At 65.0% G+C, this 15,768-nt stretch carries 18 protein-coding genes; 8 read left to right on the top strand and 10 right to left on the bottom strand.

The genetic code is table 11. From position 1 onward, the window contains the following. Positions 1-19: 19 nt before the first annotated feature. Together LB532_RS02635 and LB532_RS02630 are read right to left on the bottom strand one after the other, a co-directional pair. Complete coding sequence (locus LB532_RS02635; protein ID WP_140639547.1) at positions 20-1,246, bottom strand: amidohydrolase/deacetylase family metallohydrolase; 1,227 nt, start codon at positions 1,244-1,246, stop codon at positions 20-22. Positions 1,247-1,288: 42 nt separating this feature from the next. Further along, the gene (locus LB532_RS02630) at positions 1,289-1,654 is read right to left on the bottom strand and encodes a RidA family protein (protein ID WP_140639548.1); all 366 of its coding nucleotides are present in this window, start codon (positions 1,652-1,654) and stop codon (positions 1,289-1,291) included. Between the two features lie 216 nt (positions 1,655-1,870). Here LB532_RS02630 and LB532_RS02625 point away from each other — a divergent pair, with 216 nt between their 5' ends. Beyond that, positions 1,871-2,356: a hypothetical protein gene (locus LB532_RS02625; RefSeq protein WP_140639549.1), complete on the top strand. Its 486-nt coding sequence runs from the start codon at positions 1,871-1,873 to the stop codon at positions 2,354-2,356. A gap of 78 nt (positions 2,357-2,434) precedes the next feature. Here the strand turns inward: LB532_RS02625 and LB532_RS02620 are convergent, their stop codons facing one another. Then, the gene (locus LB532_RS02620; protein ID WP_140492118.1) at positions 2,435-2,863 is read right to left on the bottom strand and encodes an Lrp/AsnC family transcriptional regulator; all 429 of its coding nucleotides are present in this window, start codon (positions 2,861-2,863) and stop codon (positions 2,435-2,437) included. Positions 2,864-2,989: 126 nt separating this feature from the next. Here LB532_RS02620 and LB532_RS02615 point away from each other — a divergent pair, with 126 nt between their 5' ends. The 5 genes from LB532_RS02615 (at position 2,990) to LB532_RS02595 (ending at position 6,675) form a co-directional block, all read left to right on the top strand. Further along, the gene (locus tag LB532_RS02615; RefSeq protein WP_140639550.1) at positions 2,990-4,093 is read left to right on the top strand and encodes a saccharopine dehydrogenase family protein; all 1,104 of its coding nucleotides are present in this window, start codon (positions 2,990-2,992) and stop codon (positions 4,091-4,093) included. A gap of 111 nt (positions 4,094-4,204) precedes the next feature. Next, positions 4,205-4,588, top strand: a complete 384-nt coding sequence (locus LB532_RS02610; RefSeq protein ID WP_140639551.1) for a RidA family protein — start codon at positions 4,205-4,207, stop codon at positions 4,586-4,588. A gap of 13 nt (positions 4,589-4,601) precedes the next feature. Further along, positions 4,602-4,952 (top strand): VOC family protein, encoded by a 351-nt coding sequence (locus tag LB532_RS02605; RefSeq protein ID WP_140639552.1) that lies wholly within the window; start codon positions 4,602-4,604, stop codon positions 4,950-4,952. Positions 4,953-5,087: 135 nt separating this feature from the next. Then, positions 5,088-6,191, top strand: a complete 1,104-nt coding sequence (gene leuB / locus LB532_RS02600) for a 3-isopropylmalate dehydrogenase (RefSeq protein ID WP_140639553.1) — start codon at positions 5,088-5,090, stop codon at positions 6,189-6,191. Between the two features lie 4 nt (positions 6,192-6,195). Continuing rightward, positions 6,196-6,675: a GNAT family N-acetyltransferase gene (locus LB532_RS02595; protein WP_224556330.1), complete on the top strand. Its 480-nt coding sequence runs from the start codon at positions 6,196-6,198 to the stop codon at positions 6,673-6,675. Here LB532_RS02595 and LB532_RS02590 read toward each other — a convergent pair. Both LB532_RS02590 and LB532_RS02585 read right to left on the bottom strand, forming a co-directional pair. After that, positions 6,665-7,426, bottom strand: coding sequence for a DUF805 domain-containing protein (locus tag LB532_RS02590; RefSeq protein WP_224556329.1), 762 nt, complete (start codon positions 7,424-7,426; stop codon positions 6,665-6,667). The two genes, LB532_RS02595 and LB532_RS02590, sit on opposite strands and share 11 nt — an antisense overlap. Positions 7,427-7,524: 98 nt before the next feature. Further along, positions 7,525-9,387: a DEAD/DEAH box helicase gene (locus LB532_RS02585; RefSeq protein WP_140639554.1), complete on the bottom strand. Its 1,863-nt coding sequence runs from the start codon at positions 9,385-9,387 to the stop codon at positions 7,525-7,527. Between the two features lie 464 nt (positions 9,388-9,851). Between LB532_RS02585 and LB532_RS02580 the strand changes: the two genes are divergently transcribed. Then, complete coding sequence (locus LB532_RS02580; RefSeq protein ID WP_140639555.1) at positions 9,852-10,886, top strand: aspartate-semialdehyde dehydrogenase; 1,035 nt, start codon at positions 9,852-9,854, stop codon at positions 10,884-10,886. Between the two features lie 201 nt (positions 10,887-11,087). On the opposite strand, the gene LB532_RS02575 is transcribed toward LB532_RS02580, so the two are convergent. Next, the gene (locus LB532_RS02575; protein ID WP_140639556.1) at positions 11,088-11,495 is read right to left on the bottom strand and encodes an ACT domain-containing protein; all 408 of its coding nucleotides are present in this window, start codon (positions 11,493-11,495) and stop codon (positions 11,088-11,090) included. A 276-nt stretch (positions 11,496-11,771) separates the two neighbouring features. Between LB532_RS02575 and LB532_RS02570 the strand changes: the two genes are divergently transcribed. Next, positions 11,772-12,035, top strand: a complete 264-nt coding sequence (locus LB532_RS02570; protein ID WP_140639557.1) for a YMGG-like glycine zipper-containing protein — start codon at positions 11,772-11,774, stop codon at positions 12,033-12,035. An 83-nt stretch (positions 12,036-12,118) separates the two neighbouring features. On the opposite strand, the gene rpsP is transcribed toward LB532_RS02570, so the two are convergent. From rpsP to LB532_RS02550, 4 genes are all read right to left on the bottom strand, one after another. After that, positions 12,119-12,520 (bottom strand): 30S ribosomal protein S16, encoded by a 402-nt coding sequence (rpsP, locus tag LB532_RS02565; protein WP_140492156.1) that lies wholly within the window; start codon positions 12,518-12,520, stop codon positions 12,119-12,121. Between the two features lie 56 nt (positions 12,521-12,576). Next, positions 12,577-12,903 carry a chorismate mutase gene (locus tag LB532_RS02560; RefSeq protein ID WP_140492160.1) on the bottom strand — a complete coding sequence of 109 codons (327 nt, stop codon included), beginning with the start codon at positions 12,901-12,903 and terminating at the stop codon, positions 12,577-12,579. Between the two features lie 8 nt (positions 12,904-12,911). Beyond that, on the bottom strand, positions 12,912-14,501 hold the full coding sequence (ffh, locus tag LB532_RS02555) for a signal recognition particle protein (protein WP_140639558.1): 1,590 nt from the start codon (positions 14,499-14,501) through the stop codon (positions 12,912-12,914). 285 nt (positions 14,502-14,786) lie between these two features. Next, a complete protein-coding gene (locus LB532_RS02550) occupies positions 14,787-15,752 on the bottom strand; it encodes a CPBP family intramembrane glutamic endopeptidase (protein WP_140639559.1) in 966 nt (321 codons plus the stop codon). Positions 15,753-15,768 lie beyond the last annotated feature (16 nt).

Genomic DNA, 15,768 nt, shown 5'->3' with positions numbered 1-15,768 from the left:
GAGAGGGGAGATTGGCCAATCATCGCCCGAAATGCCTCGCCGCCACCTCGACATGCGTATGCGCGGCATGCGCCTCGAAACGCTCGGTGTCGCCGATATCGTTCACCGTCTCGTTCGGCCACCAGGCGCCGCCGATGGCGATGCCTTCGCAGACCAGCCGCTGGTCTGCGACCAGCGAGGCGCCGACCGCGTCGATGAAGGTGAAGCGGCCGGAGTGCTGCCGCAGCAGCGCGACGTCGCCGGCGGTTCCGACCTTGAGCGTGCCCAGGTCAGGCCGCGCGATCGCCTGTGCCGGCGCTTGGGTGGCCGCGCGCAGCACCTCGACCAGCGGCATGCCGAGCGCCAGCAGCTTCGACATGCACACCAGTATGTCGAAGGCCGGACCGTCGACGCAGTAGAGATGCACGTCGCTCGAGATGACGTCGGGCGCCAGCCCTTCGGCCAGCATGGCGCGAGCGACCTCGAAGTCGAACGAGCCCATGCCGTGGCCGAGATCGAAGATGACGCCGCGCTCGCGCGCCAGCCGCATGTCGGGCCGCACCGCGCCGGAGGCGAAGACCGGCGCGTTGGGAAAGGGCCGGAAGCAATGGGTGAGAATGTCGCCCCTGCGCAGGCGCGGCAGCACTTCCGAGCGTCCGGGCGGCGGCTCGTCTATATGCGCCATCAGCGGCAGACCGGATTTGTCTGATGCCTCCAGCGCCAGATCGACCGGCGCGATGCCGCTGGTGCCGCCGGCATGCTTGCCGGAGCGGACCTTGACGCCGACGACGACGTCGGCATGCTCGCGCACTGCCGCCACCACCTCGCGCGGTTCGCAGAGCCTGAGGTCGCTGCACTCGCCGACCGACACTGTCTGCGAGAAGCCGAAAATGCCAGCGAAGGAGATGTTGACATAGGCCAGGATGCGCACCTTCGAGCGCTCCATGACATGACGGCGAAAGCCGAGGAAATTGCCGGCGCCGGCACTGCCGGCGTCGACGAAGGTGGTGGTGCCGCTCTTGGCCGCCAGCCGGTCGGCATCGACGCCGAGCGAGGTGCCGCCCCAATAGACGTGGCTGTGCAGGTCGACGAGGCCGGGCGCGACGATGCGGTCCCTGGCATCGATGACGCGGGCCGCGCGGTCGGCGAGAATGTCGGCATCGATGGCGGCGATGCGGCCATCGGCGATGGCGAGATCGCGCGGCGCGTCGAGCCCGGCCGCCGGATCGATCAGCCGCCCGCCCTTGAACAGAAGATCAAATTGCATCGGGCGCGCCTCTCCGCTTCGTTCCATCCTCGCCGACGGCCGTCAGAGCGGCCGGTAGGCGACGGCTTCCACTTCGATCTTGATGTCGATCATCAGCCGCGATTCGACCGTGGTGCGGGCCGGCGGGTTCTTCGGGAAATGCCTGGCATAGACGGTGTTGAAGGCGCCGAAGTCGCGCGCGTCCTCCAGCCAGACGGTGGTCTTGACGACATCGTCCATGGTGCAGCCGGCCAGCGCCAGCGCCGCCTTGACGTTGGAAAGCACCTGCTCCGTCTGTTCCGTTATGCCGCCCTTGACGACGATGCCGTCGCCGCCGACCGGCACCTGGCCCGAGACATAGACGAAGTCGCCGGCCCGCACCGCGGGTGACAGCGGGACATGCGACGTTCCAAAACATTGCTTGGGCAAGAGCGGACCTCCTCTGACGATATGACGGGACACTATGGGAGCGCCCGCTTCGGCCGAGATTTACCCCGATCGAGGCGATCCCGATAGAGGCCTTGTTGGAAAGCAACATTCTTGGAAATCCACGTTGCTTTATTACAGAAGCGCTTGCATCGTGCGCTCGCCGGCCGAGCTCCAAGCCATTCGGGCCGGGCGCATTTCCAGAGCGGAGAACCGAGAATGACCTTCGACAAGAATCCGTTTCCATCCGGCGATGCCGACCGCCACGCGCTTTGGGAGATGCTGGTGCGGCGCGACATCGATGCCTTCATCGGTCAGGACTGGTCCATGGTCGAGGACGATTTCGTCGCCGAAAGCTTCTTCGGCATGCACGCGCATTTTCTGGCCAACGCCGACGCCTGGCGGCTACAGTTCCCACGGCTGGAGATCTACCGCGACGAGTGGCTGCGCCAGGCCAAGGAGACGGCGGCGACCAAATTCGCCGAGCCGCTGCGCGAGGCGCTGTTCCGCGTCACCAATCTGCGCGACATCGATGTCGACGGCGACCGCGCCGTGCTGCACAAGAAATTCGACGGCACCGTCGCCAAGGCGGATGGCGGCGTCGATCGGCTGAAATGGCAGACGCTGTATTTCTGCAGGAAGGTCGGCGGCAACTGGAAGATCGCGGGCTTCGTCGGCTACATGCCCTACCCGCTGGGAGGCTGAGGCCGCCGTCCGGGCCATCTGTGGCCGAGGAGGGCGAAAGGGCGCAAGTACCCAGGGAAGCCGGTTTCCCGGAACAGCCTAGCGATCGATCCGCGTCGACAGGATGATCGACGACGACGTCCGTTCGACCCCTTCGAGGGCGCCGATCTGGTCGAGCAGCGTGTCCAGGTCCTTGATCGACGGCGCGTCGGCGATGACGATCATGTCGAAATTGCCGCTTACCGAATGCAGCGTCCTGACCGGCGCCAGGGCGCGCAGGCTGCGCACCACCTTGTCGGCGAGCTTGGGCGTCACGGTGAGCAGCACATGCGCCCGCACCAGTCCCTGTTCATAATCGGGCGCAAGCTTGACGCCGTAGCCGGCTATGATGCCGCGCTGCTCCAGCCGTTCGATACGGCTCTGCACGGTGGTGCGCGACACGCCGAGCCGGCGCGCCAGCGCGGCGGTCGAGGCGCGTGCGTTCTCGCGCAGCAAGGCAAGCAGGGCTTGGTCGGCATCACTGAGCATTTCAACGAACCTGGTCGGCATATCGGCAAAAAGGGTACTTCATTTCGGACAATTACACGCTTCCTTTCGTCCAGCAAGCCGCGATTGTAGGGGAACAAATCAACTGTCGGGCGAGGGAACCGCATCATGAAGAAAATTGTTGTCGTCGGTGCCGGCAAGATCGGCTCGACCATTGCCGAGATGCTGTTTTCAACCGGGGACTATCACGTCACCCTCGTCGACCGCTCGGCCGCGCAGCTTGCCGCGGCCGAGCTGCCTGATGGCGTCGAGACGCTGGAACTCGACATCGCGGCCGCGGGCACGCTGGAAGCTGCGCTCGCCGGAAAATTCGCGGTGCTCAGCGCCGCTCCCTTCCATCTGACCACGCGCATCGCCGAAGCCGCCGCAAGCGCCGATGTGCATTATCTCGACCTCACGGAGGACGTCGTCTCGACCCGGCGCGTGAAGGAACTGGCGCGTTCGGCCAACGGCGCCTTCATCCCGCAATGCGGGCTGGCGCCGGGCTTCATCTCGATCGTCGCCAACGATCTCGCCAGCCGTTTCGACACGCTGGAAAGCGTGCGCATGCGGGTCGGCGCGCTGCCGCAATATCCCTCGAACGCGCTGAACTACAATCTGACCTGGAGCACCGACGGCGTCATCAACGAATATTGCGAGCCCTGCGAGGCGATCGTCGAGGGCGAGCTGGTCGAGGTGCCGCCGCTGGAGGAGCGCGAGGAATTCTCGCTCGACGGAGTGACCTACGAGGCCTTCAACACTTCGGGCGGGTTGGGCACGCTGGCCGAGACGCTGAAGGGCAAGGTGCGCACGCTCAACTACCGCACCATCCGCTATCCCGGCCACGCCGCCATCATGAAGGCGCTGCTCAACGATCTTGGCCTGCGTCACCGCCGCGAGGTGCTGAAGGACATTTTCGAAAGCGCGCTGCCAGCGACGCTGCAGGACGTGGTCATCGTCTTCGTCACCGTCTCGGGGCGCAAGAACGGCCGGCTGCTGCAGGAGACCTACGCCAACAAGATCTATTCGAAGCGGGTCGGCCAGACGGTGCGCAGCGCCATCCAGATCACCACGGCATCGGGAATCTGCGCCGTGCTCGACATGCTGGCCGATGGCACCTTGCCCGCGACCGGCTTCGTCAAGCAGGAGGACATCGCGCTCGACGCCTTCCTCGCCAACCGCTTCGGCCGCGCCTACGCCCAGCACGAGATGGTCAGCCGGCTGGCGAGCTGAGGCCCAGCGGACGATCAAGGTCATCGGGACAACGGCCAGCTCCGTCTGGCCTATGGCCGCGCGAGGCCTTTGCCCGCAAAGTGGTTGCGAACACCCCTTTGCGAGGATGCCATGCGAAAGCTGATCTCCACCGGTTCGCCCTTCGAGAGGACCGCCGGCTATTCACGCGCCGTGGTGCAGGGCGACTGGTGTTTCGTGTCCGGAACGACCGGCTATGACTATGCCTCGATGACGATGCCGGAAACGGTTGAGGCGCAGACGCGCAATTGCTTGGCGACCATAGCCAAGGCGCTGCGGGACGGCGGCTTCGAGATGGCCGACGTGGTGCGCGCCCATTACTACATCACCGACCAAGCCTTCGTGGATGTGGTGTTCCCGATCCTGGGCGAGGCGTTCGGCGACATCAGGCCGGCGGCGACGATGATCGTGTGCCAGCTCAACAGGCCGGAGATGAAGATCGAGATCGAGGTAACGGCGCTGCGGCGCACAGACTGAGGAGGGCCATGCCATGAAGGTGCGGCGCATCGTGGCCAATATCGAGACGCGGGACATCGCGGCGGCGAAGCGCTTCTATCACGACGTGCTCGGCCTCGATGTACTCATGGATCAAGGCTGGATCGCCACCTATGGTTCCGGGGAAAGAATGCAGGTGCAGGTCAGCTTCATGGCGCAAGGCGGGTCGGGCACGCCGGTGCCGGACCTGTCGATCGAGGTCGATGATGTCGATGCAGCGCTCGACGCCATGAAGTCAGCCGGCTTCGCCATCGAATACGGGCCGGCCGACGAGCCCTGGGGCGTGCGCCGCTTCTATGTGCGCGATCCCTTCGGCCGGCTGGTCAACATTCTCTCGCATCGGTGAACATGGAAGCCCCTTGCGGGCTTGCGCGGCAAGCGCTTGGCGTTTAGCAAGGCCGCGGTCGCACAGCGCCGCGCCTCCTGGCGGCCAAAGGGCGCTGTGCAAATCGAAACGAAATCTTTCTGGGACGGTTTCTCCATGGCAACGAAGCATCTTTTCCTGCTCCCCGGCGACGGCATCGGCCCCGAGGCGATGGCCGAGGTCAAGAAGCTGATAGCGGCCATGAACGAGAAACTCGGCAGCGGCTTCGCCACCGACGAGGGACTGGTCGGCGGCTGCGCTTACGATGCACATGGTGCCGCGATTTCCGATGCCGATATGGCAAAGGCTGTTGCCGCCGACGCCGTGCTGTTCGGGGCCGTCGGCGGTCCGAAATGGGATGCCGTGCCTTACGAGGTTCGTCCCGAGGCCGGCCTGCTGCGCCTGCGCAAGGACATGGAGCTGTTTGCCAATCTCAGGCCCGCGATCTGCTATCCGGCGCTGGCGGCGTCCTCCTCGCTGAGGCAGGAGGTGGTCGAAGGCCTCGACATATTGATCGTGCGCGAGCTGACCGGCGGCGTCTATTTCGGCGAGCCCAAGCAGATCATCGATCTCGGCAACGGCCAGAAGCGCGGCATCGACACGCAGGTCTACGACACGTTCGAGATCGAGCGCATTTCGGGCGTCGCCTTCGAATTGGCGCGCACGCGCAAGAACCATGTCACCTCGATGGAAAAGCGCAACGTCATGAAGTCCGGCGTGTTGTGGAACGAGGTCGTCACCCAGACCCACAAGGCCCGATATTCCGACGTCAAGCTCGACCACATGCTGGCCGATGCCGGCGGCATGCAACTGGTGCGCTGGCCCAAGCAGTTCGACGTCATCGTCACCGACAATCTGTTCGGCGACATGCTGTCCGACATCGCCGCCATGCTGACCGGCTCGATCGGCATGCTGCCTTCCGCCTCGCTCGGCGCGCCGGATGCCAAGACCAAGAAGCGCAAGGCGCTTTACGAGCCGGTGCACGGTTCGGCGCCCGATATCGCCGGCAAGGGCATCGCCAACCCGATCGCCATGATCGCTTCCTTCGCCATGTGCCTGCGCTATTCCTTCGGCATGGTCGCGGAAGCCGACAGGCTGGAAGGCGCCATCGCCGCCGTGCTTGATCAGGGCCTGCGGACGAAAGACATCATGTCCGAAGGCATGACCGAAGTCGGCACGGTCGAGATGGGCGACGCGATCATCGCCAAGTTCCTGGGCTGAGCCCATGACGGTCGACGTCCGCCGGGCGACGACCGACGACGCGACGGCGCTCGCCACCGTGCTGTGCGAAATGGCGGTGCAATACCGGCAACCGCCGCTCGACCACGCGCGCCTTGTCGGCGGCACGGAAATGGCTCGCGAGGAAGCCCGGCCTATCCGCATTTCGCGCTGGCCTTCGTCGAGGGCAAGGTCAGCGGCCTGGCGTCGGTGGCGATCGCGCATTCCGGCATCGATCTCGAGCGGTTTGCAGTTTCTCAAGGACCTGTTCGTGCGCGACAAGGCTCGCAACGCCGGCGTCCGCCGGGCGCTGATCAGCTTTCTCACCGGGCATTGCCGACGTCACGGCATCGGCCGCATCGACCTGACCACCGAGGACTGGAACGAAGGCGCGCTGCGCTTCTACGACCGGCTTGGCGCCGAACGTCATGGCCAGAAGCTATTTCTCAGGCTTTCGGGCGAGGCGCTGGAGGCGGTCAAACCCTGACTCCCGCCGGCACGGGTCCCCAAGGGTTGTCGCCCAGCTGAGGCGGCATAAGCCCGAAGACTAGCAAGGCGATGCCACCGATGAGCGGGATGAAGCAGAGCAGGGCAAACCAGCCGCTCAGGCCGGCGTCATGCACACGCCGCACGACGAGCGCAATCCAAGGCAGGATCAATCCCGAAAGGAAAACCAGGAGGGGTATGAACCCTGTGGACCCTATCGGCGCCCTGTCCGCGTTGGTTTCGAAGCCATTGATCGCCAGGTCAACAAGTATCCCGAAGCCGAAAAGCGTGAATATCCCGAGAGTGTAGAATAGCCAGAAGGCCCAGAATTCCTTGCGGCGGGAGCGTCCGTTGAAATTGCTGTAGTCCGCAATCACCGCGCGCCAGAAGTAAGCCCACAGCCCTGTGGGGTAGGCCGGCCGACTTGGGGCAGAACGACTGGTCTGCCGTGGCTGACCGGTACTAGACGGCGGTGCGGCCGAGGCCACCGCGACTATGTTATGCGCAGTGCCGTCGTCCGGCTGGAACTCGACAAGAGCACCCCTGACTAGGATGAGTTCCTGGCTCAGATCGGTACGGGAAAAGATATAGCGTTTGCCGTCGATTCCGTCGATGTAACCATAGTCCTGACCTTCGTCATAATGGAACACCGCCCCGCGCATGCTCTGCCCCCATTTCACATTGCGTCGCCACATACTACCCGAGATTGCGAAGCCCTGGGCCTCGTCATAGCGAAGAACTTCGCCGCGCATGTCCCGATCCCCGAACGCCCCGCCCAGACTGTTCAAAGTTCCGGCGGATCGCAAGGGCGGGCATGAAAATGCGACGGCTGCCTTGGCGCCGGAAGACTTCAGCTCGGCCGCTTCTTCGCCTTCTTATGTTTCGGCGGTCCGGCGTTGTCGAATTTCGGCTTGCCCGGCTTCTTCGCCCAAGGCTTCGCGTCCGATGCGGCGGGGCGCTGATCGCCAGCCGGCACGCGCTTCTCGAATTTGCGCTTCGGCGCGTTCGGGTCGAACGGTGTCTTGCCGCGATGCGGTTTCTTGTCGAGACTTGGCGGCTGGTAGCCGACGCGCGACAGGTCCGGCGTGCCGTCCAGCCGTTTCACCACGATGTTACCTTGCAATTTGCGGTCGGGACCGATGGCGGCGAGGAAACGGTCGGCCCAGTCGGCTGATATCTGCACGAAGGTCTCTTCCGGCTGCATCTTGATGGCGCCGATCTCGCGCTTGGTGATGCTGCCGGTGCGGCACAGCATCGGGATCAGCCAACGCGGCTCGGCATTCTGCCGGCGCCCCACCGAGAGCGAGAACCAGACGCTGGCGCCGAAATCGTCGCGGCGGCTGGGCGCCTCGTCGCGGCGCGCCAAGTTTTCGCCCGCCGGTCTTTCGCGCGATGGCGTGAACGGCGCGACGTCCATCAGATCCTCTGGCGCCGAGCGGCTGGAGCGGCACAGCCGCACGAAGGCGGCCGTCACCTGCTCAGCGCCATGCCTGGCGAGAAGCGCTTCGATGAAGGCGCGCTCGTCGTCCTTCACCGGTTCGTCGAAAGCGGGATCGGCAAGGATGCGCTCGTCGTCGCGCCGGATCACGTCGTCGGCGGATGGCGGACTTGCCCATGTCGCGGTCAGCTTTGCGCTCGCCAGCAGCCGTTCGGTGCGCCTGCGGGCGCTGCCCGGCACGATCAGCGCGCTGACGCCCTTGCGACCTGCGCGTCCAGTGCGGCCGCTTCGGTGCAGCAGCGTTTCCGGGTTGGTCGGCAGGTCGGCATGGATCACCAGTTCGAGATTGGGCAGGTCGATGCCGCGCGCCGCCACGTCGGTGGCGATGCAGACCTTGGCGCGGCCATCCCGCATCGCCTGCAGCGCGTGGCTGCGTTCGTTCTGGCTGAGCTCACCCGAGAGCGCGACGACGGAAAAATTGCGGTTGTTGAAGCGCGCCGTCAGGTGGTTGACGGCGGCACGGGTGTTGCAGAACACCAGCGCGTTCTTCGCCTCGTAAAAACGCAGCACATTGATTATGGCGTTCTCGCGGTCGGCCTGGGCGACGCTGAGCGCCCGGTATTCGATGTCGAGATGCTGCTTCTCCTCGCCGGCGGCCGAGATGCGCACGGCGTCGCGTTGATAGCCCTGGGCGAGGGTTGCGATCGAGCGCGGCACGGTGGCCGAAAACATCAGCGTGCGGCGCTCGTCCGGGGCGGCGTCGAGGATGAATTCCAGGTCCTCGCGGAAACCGAGATCGAGCATCTCGTCGGCTTCGTCCAGCACCACCGCCTTGAGCGCCGACATATCGAGCGAGTTTCGCGTGATGTGGTCGCGCAGCCGGCCGGGCGTGCCGACGACGATATGAGCGCCGCGCTCCAGCGCGCGCCGTTCCGTGCGCATGTCCATGCCGCCGACGCAGGAGGCGACCGTGGCGCCGGTCAGCTCGTAGAGCCATTCCAGTTCGCGCGTCACCTGCAGCGCCAGCTCGCGCGTCGGCGCCACCGCCAGCGCCAGCGGGGCCGCGGCACGGGCAAAGCGTTCGGCGCCGCCCAGGAGCGTCGGCGCCATGGCAAGGCCGAAGGCCACCGTCTTGCCCGAACCGGTCTGTGCCGACACCAGCGCGTCGGCCTGGCCAAGTTCCAGGACCGCCTTCTGCACCGGTGTCAGTTCGGCATAGCCGCGTTTTTCCAGCGCCTTTGCCAGCGCCGGAACGATACCTTCGAAGTTGGACATCTCGCTCTTTCGGAATTCAGGGTTCTGCGCTCATCATGGAGCACGAGGCGGGCCGGCGCCACGCCAGCCAGACAATCTTGGCCGTTCGTACTTGCTGGCGCCGCTCTTGTACAGGGCAAGCGGCTCCGCCTTCGTCAAGACGAGAGAAGGCCACGCCGCGCCTCATCGCAATTGACTCCTGCCGCAAACCGCGTAAAAGCCCGCTTCGAACGGGATCGTTTTTCGATGCGCGGCCTTTTGATGGCTCTTCTTGCATTCGACGCCCCCAGCCTCAATGAGCACCATTGGGCCGGGCGTCTCGGCGCGTCCCCCCGTTCCAGCAATATAACGGCCAAAACCACCACCAAAACGGTGTGATTCCCTTGGCCTGACCACCCTCTCCCGGGTTCGGCCCGGGGGACGGAACCCGCACCTGGCCGGCGGGTTTTCTCCAACAACCAAGCGGAGAGGGATAGGAGATCTTTATGAGTTTCAAGGTTGCGGTAGTTGGCGCCACGGGCAATGTGGGCCGCGAAATGCTCAACATACTGGAAGAGCGCGGTTTTCCGGTCAGCGAAGTGGTGGCGCTTGCCTCGCGGCGCAGCCAGGGCACGGAAGTGTCGTTCGGCGACCGCACGCTGAAGGTCCGGGCGCTCGACACCTACGACTTTTCCGACACCGACATCTGCATCATGTCGGCCGGCGGCAATGTCTCGAAGGAATGGTCCCCCAGGATCGGCAAGCAGGGCTGCGTCGTCATCGACAATTCCTCGGCCTTCCGCTACGACGCCGACGTGCCGCTGATCGTGCCGGAAGTGAACCCGGACGCGATCTCGCTGTTCACCCGCAAGAACATCATCGCCAACCCGAACTGCTCGACGGCGCAACTTGTCGTGGCGCTGAAGCCGCTGCATGACGCGGCCACCATCAAGCGCATCGTCGTGGCCACCTACCAGTCGGTGTCGGGCGCCGGCAAGGAAGGCATGGACGAGCTGTTCACGCAGACACGCGCCGTGTTCGTCGCCGACCAGGTCGACGTCAAGAAGTTCACCAAGCGCATCGCCTTCAACGTGATCCCGCATATCGACGTTTTCCTCGACGACGGCTTCACCAAGGAAGAGTGGAAGATGGTCGCCGAGACCAAGAAGATGCTCGATCCCAAGATCAAGCTGACGGCGACCTGCGTGCGCGTGCCGGTGTTCATCGGCCATTCGGAAGCGGTCAACATCGAGTTCGAAAAGCCGATCACCGCCGACGAGGCGCGGGACATCCTGCGCGAGGCGCCGGGCTGCCAGGTCTTGGACAAGCGCGAGGACGGCGGCTACATCACGCCGCTGGAATCGGCCGGCGAGGACGCCACCTTCATCTCACGAATCCGCGAGGATTCGACCATCGACAACGGCCTGTCGATGTGGATCGTTTCCGACAATCTGCGCAAGGGTGCCGCCCTCAACGCCGTGCAGATTGCCGAACTGCTGGTCGAGCGCGGCCTGATCCAGCCGAAGAAGAAGGCGGCCTGACGGCTGTTTGGCTGTCGCTCAGGGCCGCACCGCCGCTTGCGCGGCTGGCCCTCCGCGCGGGCGCCGGACAACCGGCGGCCCGCAGTCGCGGGCTCGGCCTTCGGCCGGGTGCTTCTCCCTTCTCCCTTGCGGGAGAAGGTGGATCGGCGCGTTGCGCCGAGACTGTTGAGGGGTGCTGGACGGAGTGCAGCCGGCGCCGTTTCAGCCGGCGCTGTCCTTGGCCAGTTCCCGCAGCAGATGCAGTGCTTCTTCGGCCCGGTCGGCCGGCACGAACAGGTGGTCGTGATAGAAGGCGGAGACGGGATTGACGCCGATGCCCGCGGCAGCAAGGCGCGCGGTGATGGCGGCGAGGAAGCCGACGGCTTCCAGCGACGAATGGATGTTCAGCGTTATCATGCGGCAGCGGAAAGCGGCTTCCAGCCCGGCTGCCTGCGCCTCGTCTCCGAGCAGGATCAATGTCGTGCCTTCGCGTTCGCGAAACAACATGACCGCTTCGAGCCCTTCCGGAACCGATACGCCCGCCGGCAGCGTGACGAAGACATGGATGCCGGCAATCAACTCCGGCGTCATCGACGCCAGCAATGCCTTCAGATCTGTCTCTCCGGCCATGTCGCCTGCTCTTATCTGACGGGCCACGCCCGCCGGCTCTTCATATACGCGACCGAAGCGCGCCGATAGCCGCGCCGGCGCGCTGCACGGACGAATCGGCGAAAGAACTGTGCTACGGCGTGAGAACATCAACGATTTCACATGCTTGCCGGAGATCGGTATGGCCTTGGCAGGCGCGGCGAAGCGCCGGCCTTCAATGTCTAGGGATCAAATTGGCCGCCTGGGAGTTAAGAACATGGCGGCGAGGACGGCGATCCCCGTGAGAGAGGAACGACAATGAAGAAAATCATGACCATTCTGGTGCTGACGGCAGCGCTTGGCGCCTGTTCGCAGACGGAAAAAGGCGCGGCCGTCGGCGGCCTGGGCGGAGCAGCGGTTGGTGCGGCGGTGGCGGGCGATCCCGTCCAGGGCGCCGTGGTTGGCGGCGCGGTCGGTGCCGTGGCCGGCGCGCTGATCGGGCGGGCCAGCGAACCGGGCCGCTGCCGTTATCGCGATAGCCGCGGCCGTGTCTATATCGATCGCTGCCCGAGCGGGTATTGAGAGGCAGCATCCGTCGAATGAATTCGAAATAGCAAACGGCGGGCCCTTAGCCCGCCGTTTCGAAAACGCCGATCGATGATCGATTACTCGGCCGTGGCGGGCTCTGCCTCGGCCGGTGCGGCCGCGGCCGCCGCGACGGCGGCAGCGGCGTCGTCCTGCGCCTTCTTCAGAAGCGCGGCGCGCTCCTGCGCCTTCTTTCCGGGCTCGGCCTTCTTCGGGTTGGAACGGGCGTCGCGCTTGGCGAGGCCGGCCTCGTCGAGGAAGCGCAGCACGCGGTCGGTCGGCTGGGCGCCGTGCGAAAGCCAGTGCTTGACGCGCTCGGCGTCAACCTTGACGCGCTCGCCGTCCTTCGGCAGCAGCGGGTTCCACGAGCCGAGCGACTCAATGAAACGGCCGTCGCGCGGCGAGCGCGCGTCGGCGACGACGACGTGGTAGTAGGGACGCTTCTTCGAGCCCGCGCGGGCCAGTCTGATCTTCAGTGCCATTTCTTATCTCCTAAAAGCTCTGATCTCGTTGATAGGTTGCGGCTAAATCTCTGTCTTCAGCCGGTTTTCGTCACGCCGTTGGCAGCGGCGATCTGTTCGTGGTGGCGGATCACTTCGCGGACGACGAAATTGAGGAATTTCTCCGCGAAATCCGGGTCGAGATGCGCATCATCCGCCAGCTGGCGAAGACGGGCGATCTGCTGCTGTTCGCGGGCCGGGTCGGCCGGCGGCAAGCCATGCTCGGCTTTGAGCAGGCCGACCGCCTTGGTGCAGCGGAAGCGCTCGGCCAGCATGTGGATGAGGGCGGCATCGATGTTGTCGATCGAAGCACGGTAGCCTGCCAGGATGGTGCGGGCGTCCGCCATGTCCTTTTCCTCGTTCATCCGTATTCTCACTTCTTCTTGCCAAGGCCCGGCAGTCCGCCTCCGCCGAGGCCGGGAAGCCCCGGAAGTTTCATGCCGCCGGGCAGGCCTGGCAGGCCGCCGCCGGGAAGTCCGCCAGGTAGGCCCTTCATGCCGCCGAGGCCGGCGGCCTGCGCCTGCTTCTGCAAGGCTTCAAGCTGCTTGGGATCCATCTTGGAGAGGTCAGGCATGCCGCCCATGCCACCGGGCATCATACCGCCGAGGCCCATCTTGGAGGCGAGTCCGCCCATCATGCCGCGCATCAGGCCGCCGCCTTTGCCCTTGCCGCCCATCGCCTTCATCATGTCGGCCATGCCGCGATGCATCTTCAACAGCTTGTTGATCTCGGCGGCATCGGTGCCGGAGCCGGCGGCGATGCGCTTCTTGCGCGAATGTTTGAGAATATCGGGGTTGGCGCGCTCGGCCTTGGTCATCGAGGAGATGATGGCGAGCTGGCGGCCGAACATCTTGTCGTCGAGACCGGCTGCGGCCATCTGGTCCTTCATCTTGCCCATGCCGGGCATCATGCCCATGATGCCGCCCATGCCGCCCATTTTCGACATCTGCTGAAGCTGCTGGGCGAGGTCGTTCAGGTCGAACTTGCCCGACTGCATCTTTTTGGCCATCGCCGCCGCCTGCTCGGCGTCGATGTTCTCGGCGGCTTTTTCGACAAGCGAAACGATGTCGCCCATACCGAGAATGCGGTCGGCGATGCGCTTTGGGTGAAATTCCTCCAGCCCGTCCATCTTCTCGCCGGTGCCGATCAGCTTGATCGGCTTGCCGGTGACGGCGCGCATCGAGAGCGCGGCGCCGCCACGGCCGTCGCCGTCCATGCGGGTCAGCACCAGCCCGGTGATACCGACGCGCTCGTCGAAGCTCTTGGCCAGGTTGACGGCGTCCTGGCCGGTCAAGGAGTCGGCCACCAGCAGGATCTCGTGCGGGCCCGACACCTTCTTGATGTCGGCCATCTCGACCATCAGCGGCTCGTCGATATGGGTGCGGCCGGCAGTGTCGAGGATGACCACGTCGTGGCCGCCGAGCCTGGCTGCCTGCACGGCGCGCTTGGCGATATCGACCGGGTTCTGGCCGGCGACGACAGGCAGCGTCGCCACCTTAACCTGCTCGCCGAGCTGGCGCAACTGCTCCTGCGCGGCGGGGCGCCGCGTGTCGAGCGAGGCCATCAGGACCTTCTTGTTCTGACGCTCGGTGAGCCGCTTGGCGATCTTGGCCGAGGTCGTCGTCTTGCCGGAACCCTGCAGGCCGACCATCATGACGACGACGGGCGCCGGTGCGTTGAGGTCGACGGCGACGCCTTCGGCGCCGAGCATGTCGACCAGCTCGTCATGCACGATCTTGACGACCATCTGGCCGGGCTTGATCGACTTCAGCACCGCCGCGCCGACCGCCTTCTCGCGCACCTTGTCGGTGAAGGAGCGCACCACTTCCAGCGCCACGTCGGCCTCGAGCAGCGCACGGCGCACCTCGCGGAGCGCCGCCGAGACATCCGCCTCCGACAGCGCGCCGCGGCCGGTCAGGCCGTTCAGGATGGAGCCAAGGCGCTCCTGAAGTGATTCAAACATTCTGTTTCCTTTTCCCTGGCAACCGGATGGTGCCCGAGAGGTAATGCGTTCGCGCCAAGTGTCCAAGTCTCGTGGCAAGCAAAAGCCAAAACCAAAAAGCACCCGGGGGCGCACAGCGCTGCCGGGTGTTGGCCTCCAGGATCTGTTTACAGCACTTGGCCTCAAAGAGGCTTCGGCGTCCTGGTCGGCTTGCTCGGAGGGATACTCGTCGCGGAATTCGGGGCTGTAGACATGAAAACGGCCGCGGAGTCAAGACAAGGATCCGCCGGTCTCCCTGCGCAGCAATCAGGTCGCCTTCGTTCCGTCTGCAGGTTCGGCCGAGACCCTCAGCGGCGAGCGCGGGTGTAAGAGCAGCAGTATCGTCAGCAGGCTGCAGGCGATGCCGATCATGGCGATGAGGACCGCATCCGATGTCGCCCAGCCCGGCCCTTCGAGAGGTCTGGCGGTAAACAGGGCGAAGGAGTTGTAGCTTTCCTGATGCGAGATCAGCAGGAAGCCGGTCAGATTGTTGCCGAGATGGGCGCCAAGGGCCGCGCCGAGATTGCCGGTGGCATAAACGACAAGCGTCAGAAGCAGTGCAAAAGCGGCGATCGAGACCAGTACGGAGGCGTTAATGGCCGCCGAGGAGCTCGGGCTCCAGTGGAGCGAGGTGAACAGCAGGCCCGGCAGCAGCGCCCAGATCAACGGGCTCTTGAAGCGGTACGCCAGACCGCGCAGCAGGTAGCCGCGGAACAGCACCTCTTCCGACGACGTCTGCAGAAAAGTGAGCGCGAGGATCGGGATGAGGAACAGCAGCCAGGACGACAGGGCGATCGAGCCGCGCGCGATCTCGGGCTGCATCAGGTAGAGCAGGACCTCGGATACAAGCGACGTGACCAACACCGCGACCAATCCCTTGACGAAGCCCGAGCGCGAAATGCGGCGGCTGTTGCCGAGGAGCGCCGACAGCTTCTCGCCATGCACCCAGCGCATGGCGATCCACAAGCCGATCCAGATGCCGGCGAAAGACGCGAGCGCAGTGAGAATGCCTATGGGCGACGCAAGGAAGCCCTGCATGCCGCCGGCTGGCGCAGCCCCGCCTTGCGCTGTCCGCCAGGCGAAAAAGGCGTAGGTGCCGCCCAGCAGCACGACCACCGTCGTTGCGGCCCAGAACAGGACGACGATCCCGGTCCCGAGAAGCAGGCGCGGCAGGGTCGTCTTTTCGTTGGCTGTGTTTCGATAATGCTCGAAGGCGGCAGGGTCCGATATCACGCTCTCTCGCAAGCTG

It is taken from the genome of Mesorhizobium sp. ESP-6-2 (assembly GCF_020164675.1).
Taxonomy (GTDB): Bacteria; Pseudomonadota; Alphaproteobacteria; order Rhizobiales; family Rhizobiaceae; genus Mesorhizobium.
Note: the sequence above shows the minus strand (reverse complement) of the source record. Positions and strands in the feature narration are given on the sequence as shown.